Below are 7449 nucleotides of genomic sequence, written 5' to 3'. Positions count from 1 at the left end.
TAGATGGTGATGAGGTTTGAATGGTGTTCAGATAAAAAATATATACCGCTTGACACCTATGCAAGAAGGCATGCTGTATCACTTTATCCTTCATCCTGAATCAGAGGTTCACTTCGAACAAACGGTGATTACGATGGAGGAGTCGTTGCGGCTTGATCTCCTTGATCAGAGCTTTCGCGACCTCGTCGAAAGATTCGATATCCTGCGAACAGTCTTTCACTATAAAGAAAGTAAAAAGCCGCTGCAAATCGTGTTGAAGCGAAGAGAAGCAGCTATTCAGATCGAGGACATCTCTGACCTGAATCAGGATGAACAAGAAGCATTCGTAGAGCAATTTCTTGTAAGGGATCGGCGCAAGAGATTTGATCTGGAGAAAGATCTGTTGTTTCGGATGACCGTTATGAAATTGAGTGAAACAAAATACAAGATGGTGTGGAGCTTCCACCATATTATTATGGATGGCTGGTGCTTGGGGATTGTCGCAAAAGACTTTTTCCATATCTATCGCTCTTATCTTCAAAATAAGAAGGCTGAGCTGGCTCCACCTTATTCCTTCAGTAGCTATATCACTTGGCTTGGCAAGCAAAATAAACAAGAAGGGCTCTCGTTCTGGCGCGATAGCCTGGATGGATTTGATCAACAATCTCCTTTACCGGTTGAATATATTTCAACCGGTAAGGGGTACCAACGAGAATCGATCGTGTTCCGCATCGATCGGGAAACGACTGCCCGTTTGGAGCAAATAGCGAGAGCAAATGATGTGACACTGAGCATCGTCTTTCATTCCCTCTGGGGATTGTTGCTGCAACGATACAATTATGCCAATGATGTTGTCTTCGGATCAGTTGTTTCGGGACGTCCCTCTGAGCTCGTTGGTGTGGAGGAAATGGTTGGGTTGTTTGTCAATACGATCCCAATGCGGATTCGCAGTGAAGGCAAACAGACATTTTCGGAGTTACTCGGACAGGTGCAACAATTCTTCACAGCCACAAGTAGCTACCAATACTTGTCTCTGGCGGATATTCAGTCCGAAACCGCATTAAAGCAAAACCTGATTCAGCATCTTATGGTCTTTGAAAACTATCCATTGACGGAAGAGGCATTCGACGAAGATGGAAAAGGCGGTTTATTCGGAATCACGGATGTCCAAGGATATGAGCAAACCAGCTACGACTTCAACTTGTGCATTATTCCCGGTAAGGAATTAGAAATTCACTTTATCTATAATGCACTTGCCTACAGCGATTCCTATCTGCAAAAAGTGCAAGCGCATCTGAATCAGTTGGTTCAGAGTGTCATCCGCAATCCCGACCAGCCAATTGCAAACATGCAAATGGTTACGGACGAGGAGCAGGCTCTCATTCTGGAACAATGGAATGACACGGAGATGCTGGTTGACCAAACGCGAACCATTGACCAGCTATTTAAGGAACAGGTCAAAAAGGGGCCGCATCACATTGCCGTAGTCGATCAGGAAGGCAGCTACACGTATCAGGAATTGGATGACAAATCCGATGCGCTGGCCCACGTTCTGCGTGAGAAAGGGGTAAAACCTGGCAGCATTGTTGGTGTGATGGTGGAGCGCTCTGCTGCTTACAGCCTCGCCATCTTGGCCGTTTTGAAAGCGGGCGGTGCTTTTCTCCCTATTAGCACTGACCATCCGAGTGAACGGATCAGCTATATGATCGAAGATAGCGGGGCCAGCATTGTTTTGGTCCATGATCCGACAGTAGCGTATGCAGAGCGTATTCTCCCTGCAGCAATGGTGATCAATCTTGATGATAAGAGCGTATACAACGGCGTTACATCTGATGTAGAGACTTTTCATCGTTCCAGTGACCTAGCCTACGTGATTTATACCTCCGGGTCAACGGGGAAGCCAAAGGGAGTAAGGCTGCACCACGTTGGAATCGCCAACCTCCAGCAGTTTTTCATTAACGATCTCGGTATCACCCAAAATGACAGGGTGTTGCAGTTTGCCAGCATCTCCTTTGATGCCTCTGTCTGGGAGTTTACGATGGGCGTATTGACGGGGGCGAGACTTGTCGTAGTTTCAAAGGATGTCGTACTCGATTCGCAGGCTTTCAGTGAGTATCTGCTGCGGCATGAAGTAACAGTCGCGACGCTTCCGCCTACCTTTGTGACGTATTTGGAACCGGAAAATTTCCCGAAATTGCAAACGTTAATCACCGCAGGTTCCGCAGCAAACTGGGAGCTCGTCCATAAATGGAGCGCCCATTGCCGCTACATCAATGCATACGGTCCAACCGAAACAACCATTTGTGCAACGACTTGGACGTATGAAGGGCAAGAGGAGCTGCCGCAGCAAGTGCCAATCGGGAAGCCCATTGCCAATACAAAAGTATACGTGCTGGATGCGCATGGTCATTTGCAGCCCCAGGGAATTCCTGGTGAGTTAGCGATCGCGGGTATTAGCGTCGCTGATGGCTACATCAATCGCGAGGAATTGACAAACGAGAAATTCGTGGCAGATCCGTTTATTGCCGGTTCGAGGCTCTACAAGACGGGAGATATGGTGAAATGGCTTGCGGATGGAAGTCTGGAATATTTGGGGCGAATGGACAACCAAGTCAAGATACGCGGTTTCCGTATCGAGCTTGATGAGGTTGAAAACGTGATCCTATCTCAGGCAGGAGTGAAGGAAGCGGTCGTGTTGGCCAAAAAAGAGCAGGGAGGAGATGCCTGCCTGATCGCTTATCTGGTCTGGGAGCAGCCTGATTGGAACAGAGATTTGCGTCAGGAGCTTTTGGCCACTCTTCCGGCCTATATGGTACCAACGTATATCCACGTCCTTGAGAGAATGCCTGTCACACCGAATGGAAAAATAGATCGGAAAGCATTACCTGAGCCTGTCATGATCAGGGAGGCAAGTAAGCAACTGAATCCACCTGTTACAGAGCAAGAGATTAGGCTGGCAGAAATCTGGAAAGAAGTGCTGGACCTCCAGGAAATCAGTGTGGATGACCATTTTTATGATCTGGGTGGGCATTCTATCAAAGCGATCCAACTGGTAGCACGACTGCATAAGGAAGGCATCGAAGTGAAGATTCAAACAATCTTCCAATATGACACAGTCAGAGCGCTGGCAGGCTATGTAGATACTGTAAATCGGATTCGTACCACAAAAGCGCAAGATAAAAAAGAGCTGGAAACCTTGATCTACGCCCATTTTCAAGTACGAAGCAACTATGTAGAGGTGCCGTTCGGCAGCAAGCACCGAGCTGTTCTGTACGTGGAAGAAAATGCGCGGGACAAACATCAAGAAATCCTGTCCTTATTGCGTAGGTCTTGCGATCCTGCGATACAGCCGCACGCCATTCAATATCTGGATCTCTCGCAAAAAGTATGGGAAAAAGAGAAGAATCATTTGCAGCAAGCTGCGTTCGATGAGAAGGAAACGATGCCATGGCAGGAGCGACTCTTCAACGACCTCGATCAGAAGCTCCTTCGTTATTCGGAGGCGATCGTGAATCAGCAAGCTTTCATCAGGCAGCCACTGTCACCTTCACAGCGCTATCATGTACAGGAAAAGGACATTTCTGGAACAGTAATTCGCTTTGAGCGGATGATCGATCCGAAGACGCTGGAAAAAGCCTTCCTTGACGTTTTGAAGCGGCATCATTTACTACGATGCACACTAGCTTTTGAGGAAGCAGAGCCATATTGGAAAGAATATCCTTGCCCAAGTGAAATTGAGCTTCCAGTTGTTGATGTATCGGGCGAATCGGAAGAAAGAAAAGAAGCGGTGCGCCAACTTTTACTGAGCGAATATTTTTACCAGCAGCATGATTCGATCGGCTCCTTGTCATACAAAGTGATCTTGCTGAAAGAGAGCGAGAAAGAGTACTCGTTCATATTCCCGGCATCGCATCTCATTTTTGATTTGATTAGCAGCGAGGTTCTGCAAAACGACATAAATCTGTATTACGAAGCATTGGAGAATGGCGCAGACCTCTCGGAAAGTGATCGGAATACGTATTGGGATTTCGTCCAGCAAATTACGAAAGGTCCAATCGGAATCGAAGATCAACAGCTTATGGAGGAGTTTGATCTCCTTGGATTTGAGAATAGTCTTTTGTCCATCGAAAGCCAGCTTCCATCTTCATCTGCTTTGGACGGATACACGATTGTTACCTGCGAACTGGATATGGATAACCCGCAGGAGACAGAAAATGCGCGGATTCCGATTGCTTTATTAGCCAGATTTTGCGAAAGAAGTTATGGAGTCCAAAAGGCCCCCATCTTCCTTATGAACTTTGGCAGATCCTTTATGGGGAACCATTTCTTCGATGTTCTTGGCGAGTGCATCGATCATATTCCACTTTCTATTGATCCGTCGTGGAGTCTCGATGAGTTGGAAACGTATGTGAAAGTTCGGTTGGATCTCGCAAAGGAGAGGAACATCCATTTCACCAATCTCGTGCAAAACCCTGACGTAACGGAAAACTATCCTCTTTCCCACCAATCACTCATCCAATCCTTGCAGATGACACCTATTATTTGCAACTTTTTGGGTGAGCAGAACATGAGTCAACCAAGTGAATACGATCACCTGTTTATCAAAGGAAAGAAGCGAATTCTCTTTGAGGCATCCTATACATCCATGGGCAAAATGACTATTTTTATGGCTCTGCCATATCGGGAGGATGAAAGGAAGCTGCGAGTGCTCTTGGAGGAGGAAGTGAAAAAATTGATAGGAATGCCTCTAGTCATACGCTAAGAGTCGGCTAAGCCTCGTAATGGAAATCGGCAGATGGATTTCGCTCTGCTCCTGGTTATGTCCTTGGAGTGGAGCGGGATCATCTTGCTGAAATAAATCGTCACCTAGAGGGATTACTATTCAGGGAGGTTAAGATGGGCAACCAAAGATACGGATTAAATATTTTTCTCTTTTCTTTTACTCGTTTCATTACGGAATTAGGTAGTAGTGTATACAAATTTGCTCTGGCTCTGTACATTGCGGATGTGACGGGTTCTTCCGCTGCATTTGCAACTGTTCTGGGCTTTTCGTACTTGCCAGGGGTGCTGATTAATATTTTTGCAGGCGCCTATATTGATAGACACAACAAGAAAATGATTATGGTTGTCACAGAGCTATTAAGCGGTGCGCTCGTTCTCTTGTTTTTACTGTTTTTCCTCCAGTTTCCCACGAATCTATGGCTGTTTGTGGGTTACGCCTTCGTGATCAGCACCATTCAGGCTGTTACGTATCTCGCTTTGCAAGCATCCATTCCAGAGCTGGTAGATGAGGACAGAGTAGGAAGTATGAACTCTATTTACCAAGCGATCAGCGCCATTCTCAATGTAGCGGGTCCTTTGGTAGGGGCGGTTGCCTATCGTTTAATGGGGATGGAAATGATTTTGCTGATTGATGGTCTTTCTTTTATCGGAGCAGGTATCTTGCAAATGTTCCTCCGTTTCCGCAAGGCCGAGGTAGTACAGGAGACAACACAAAGCTATACAGAAACAATCAAGGAAGTCTTCCAATATATCCGAGAACAGGTTGTTATCAAGTACTTGTTCCTGATTTTCCTTGTGCTCAACTTTATTTTCCCTCCGCTCATGTATGTGGGGCTGCTGCATATTGCCTATCGAGTCGAAAAGGTATCGATGGAGCAATTCTCCTTTATTCAGTCCTCCTGGTTTATCGGGATCATTATCGGAGCGGCTATTGTCTCTATGAAAAAGGTAAGCAAATACGTTGAGAATAAAATCTTTCTTTTGATTCAAGTGCAAGGGATTCTCTTGATGTCGTGGATCTTTCCGATTTTTGTTCCGGAAACGAGCAACGCCTCGTGGATCATTACGGGCGTGTTTGTCGGGATTTTATTGGTCTCTGCCATCTTCAACTCCATGGGGAACATCCCGATCTTTACCTTTGTTCAATTGAACACGCCTGAGCATTTGCGTGCCAGCATGTTTGGTGTGGTCGGCACTTTTACCGGTGTGGCCGTACCGTTTGGGATCTGGTTGTACGGTATTTTACTGGAGGCCGTTTATTGGCCGTATCTCCTGTTGGTCTCAGGTGCTCTCATTTTCGTGATCGCCTTGATCGCTCATCTGAACAAGCAAGTGAGTCAATACTTTAAGAAAAAAGAAGAGCATGTTGTTGCTACGGACAAGTCAGCTTGAGCAAAGTCACGATAACGAGAGAGAGAATAGGATGTCAGCTTCTTTCAAAAAGACAATGACAAAACTACTGGAGGACTCTACGTGAAGAGTATGCACTATGTCGTTTTGACCGTTGTACTGATGTTCATCACGGGGTGTGGAGTGGAAACGAAACAGGAAACGGAGCAAACCAAACAAAAGATCGTGCAGGTGCACACCGTAAAACAGACAGATTCCTTGCCGACTCCTCTTACTGCTTTCGTTGAATACAAACAGGAGAGCCACCTAGCCTTTGGGGCTTCTGGTACGATTGAACGAATGAACGTAACAAAAGGGGCAAAGGTAACACAAGGTCAGGTATTAAGTTCCTTAAATACCAACTATTATAAAAAGGGGCTGGAAGCGGCACAAAGCCAGGTCCAAAGTGCATCTGCGTTGCGTTCAAAAACGTTGCAAGGAGCAAGCGCGGATCTCATCAGCAAACAACGCTTGGCAGTGGACAGCCAGGAAAAGCGTTTGAAGGATGCCCAGCGGAAATGGGAGACAGCCCAGGAGCTGTTTAAGGGCGGCGCTATTTCGCAGAGTGAGCTGGACAGCGCCCAGTCGGAAAAAGAGCAAATCGAGATTTCGCTACAAGAAGCGCGAATTACATTGGATAAGTTGCTAAAAGGCGCGGAAGTCAACGAGATTGCCAGTGCAGACGCCGAATTGAAACAAGCATCCAGTCAAGTAGAGCTCGCAAAGAAAACCCTTCAAGAAACGCAACTCGTCGCGCCGTTTAGCGGTACGGTCATCGATGTGACCCAAAAGGCAGGAAGTCTTGCCCAGCCAGGTGAAAGTATCATTCACCTGGTTGATAGCTCGGAAGTAAAGCTGAAGGTCGATGTCCCATTGGATGTGATAGAAAACTACAAGCAAGGGGACAAGGTGCCAGTGACAGTGGAGGGAAAGGCCAAAAGCACAGGGACCATAACATTTATCTCGCCCGTTCTTAACGCAGAAACGGGAAAGTATTTGGTAGAGATAGCTGTCTCCAATAAAGACAACGTGTTGATCGAGGGAATGATCGCGACTGTAGAGATGTCACGCAAGGTAAACGGGATGCTCGTTCCTGTCCAAAGCGTGGGCATTAAAGAAACACAGCGCTTCGTCATGGTTGTCGAAAATGGAGTCATCAAGAGACGCGACGTGGAAGTTGGGCGAATTTTTGGAAATAACGTCGAGATTCTATCGGGCTTACAGACGGGCAATCAAATCCTAATCTCCGGCATAACGTACTACGCCGAAGGAGAAGTCGTTACGGTGAAAGGGGAGTAA

General features: G+C 46.6%; 3 protein-coding genes. All 3 read left to right on the top strand.

Annotated elements, in window-relative coordinates:
• The first annotated feature begins 16 nt into the window (after positions 1 to 16).
• The 3 genes from M3630_RS02635 to M3630_RS02625 all read left to right on the top strand — a co-directional run bounded on the left by M3630_RS02635 (position 17) and on the right by M3630_RS02625 (position 7449).
• On the top strand, positions 17 to 4741 hold the full coding sequence (locus M3630_RS02635; RefSeq protein WP_251251126.1) for a non-ribosomal peptide synthetase: 4725 nt from the start codon (positions 17 to 19) through the stop codon (positions 4739 to 4741).
• A 134-nt stretch (positions 4742 to 4875) separates the two neighbouring features.
• Positions 4876 to 6153 carry an MFS transporter gene (locus M3630_RS02630; protein ID WP_251251125.1) on the top strand — a complete coding sequence of 426 codons (1278 nt, stop codon included), beginning with the start codon at positions 4876 to 4878 and terminating at the stop codon, positions 6151 to 6153.
• A 90-nt stretch (positions 6154 to 6243) separates the two neighbouring features.
• Positions 6244 to 7449, top strand: coding sequence for an efflux RND transporter periplasmic adaptor subunit (locus M3630_RS02625; RefSeq protein ID WP_251251325.1), 1206 nt, complete (start codon positions 6244 to 6246; stop codon positions 7447 to 7449).

The organism is Brevibacillus sp. MER 51, assembly GCF_023714195.1.
Classification (GTDB): domain Bacteria; phylum Bacillota; class Bacilli; order Brevibacillales; family Brevibacillaceae; genus Brevibacillus.
Note: the sequence above shows the minus strand (reverse complement) of the source record. Positions and strands in the feature narration are given on the sequence as shown.

Excerpts from the sequence above, each read along its gene's own strand:
- M3630_RS02625 (WP_251251325.1), top strand. The coding sequence starts at position 6,244 with ATGCACTATGTCGTTTTGACCGTTGTACTGATGTTCATCACGGGGTGT.
- M3630_RS02630 (WP_251251125.1), top strand. The coding sequence starts at position 4,876 with ATGGGCAACCAAAGATACGGATTAAATATTTTTCTCTTTTCTTTTACT.